The following is a 464-nucleotide window of genomic DNA, read 5'->3' as shown; positions in this document are numbered from 1 at the left end:
GGCCACGGCTCCTGCTCCGTCAGCAAGGACACCGCCCCCGCCGACCAGTCCACATGCGGGGAGGCCTCATCGACATGCAGCGTCTTGGGCAGGACACCGCGCCGCATCGCCATGACCATCTTGATCACACCAGCCACCCCGGCAGCGGCCTGCGTATGACCCACATTCGACTTCAGCGAACCAAGCCACAAAGGACGCCCCGCATCCCGCTGCCCATACGTCGCCAGCAACGCCTGCGCCTCGATCGGATCACCCAGACGCGTCCCCGTCCCATGCGCCTCCACCACATCCACATCACCCACACCCAACCGCGCATCCGCCAACGCCTGCCGGATCACCCGCTGCTGCGACGGACCATTCGGCGCCGTCAACCCGTTGCTCGCACCGTCCTGGTTCACCGCCGAACCACGCACCACCGCCAGCACCCGACGCCCATGACGCACCGCATCCGACAACCGCTCCAC

The 464-nt window shown here is 67.7% G+C and carries 1 pseudogene; it reads right to left on the bottom strand.

From position 1 onward, the window contains the following. Positions 1–464: pseudogene (locus GTY56_RS20660) on the bottom strand (polyketide synthase); the annotation flags it as partial.

Origin of the sequence: Streptomyces sp. SID5643 (assembly GCF_009872555.1) — a bacterium.
GTDB classification, from domain to species: Bacteria; Actinomycetota; Actinomycetes; order Streptomycetales; family Streptomycetaceae; genus Streptomyces; species Streptomyces iakyrus.
Note: the sequence above shows the minus strand (reverse complement) of the source record. Positions and strands in the feature narration are given on the sequence as shown.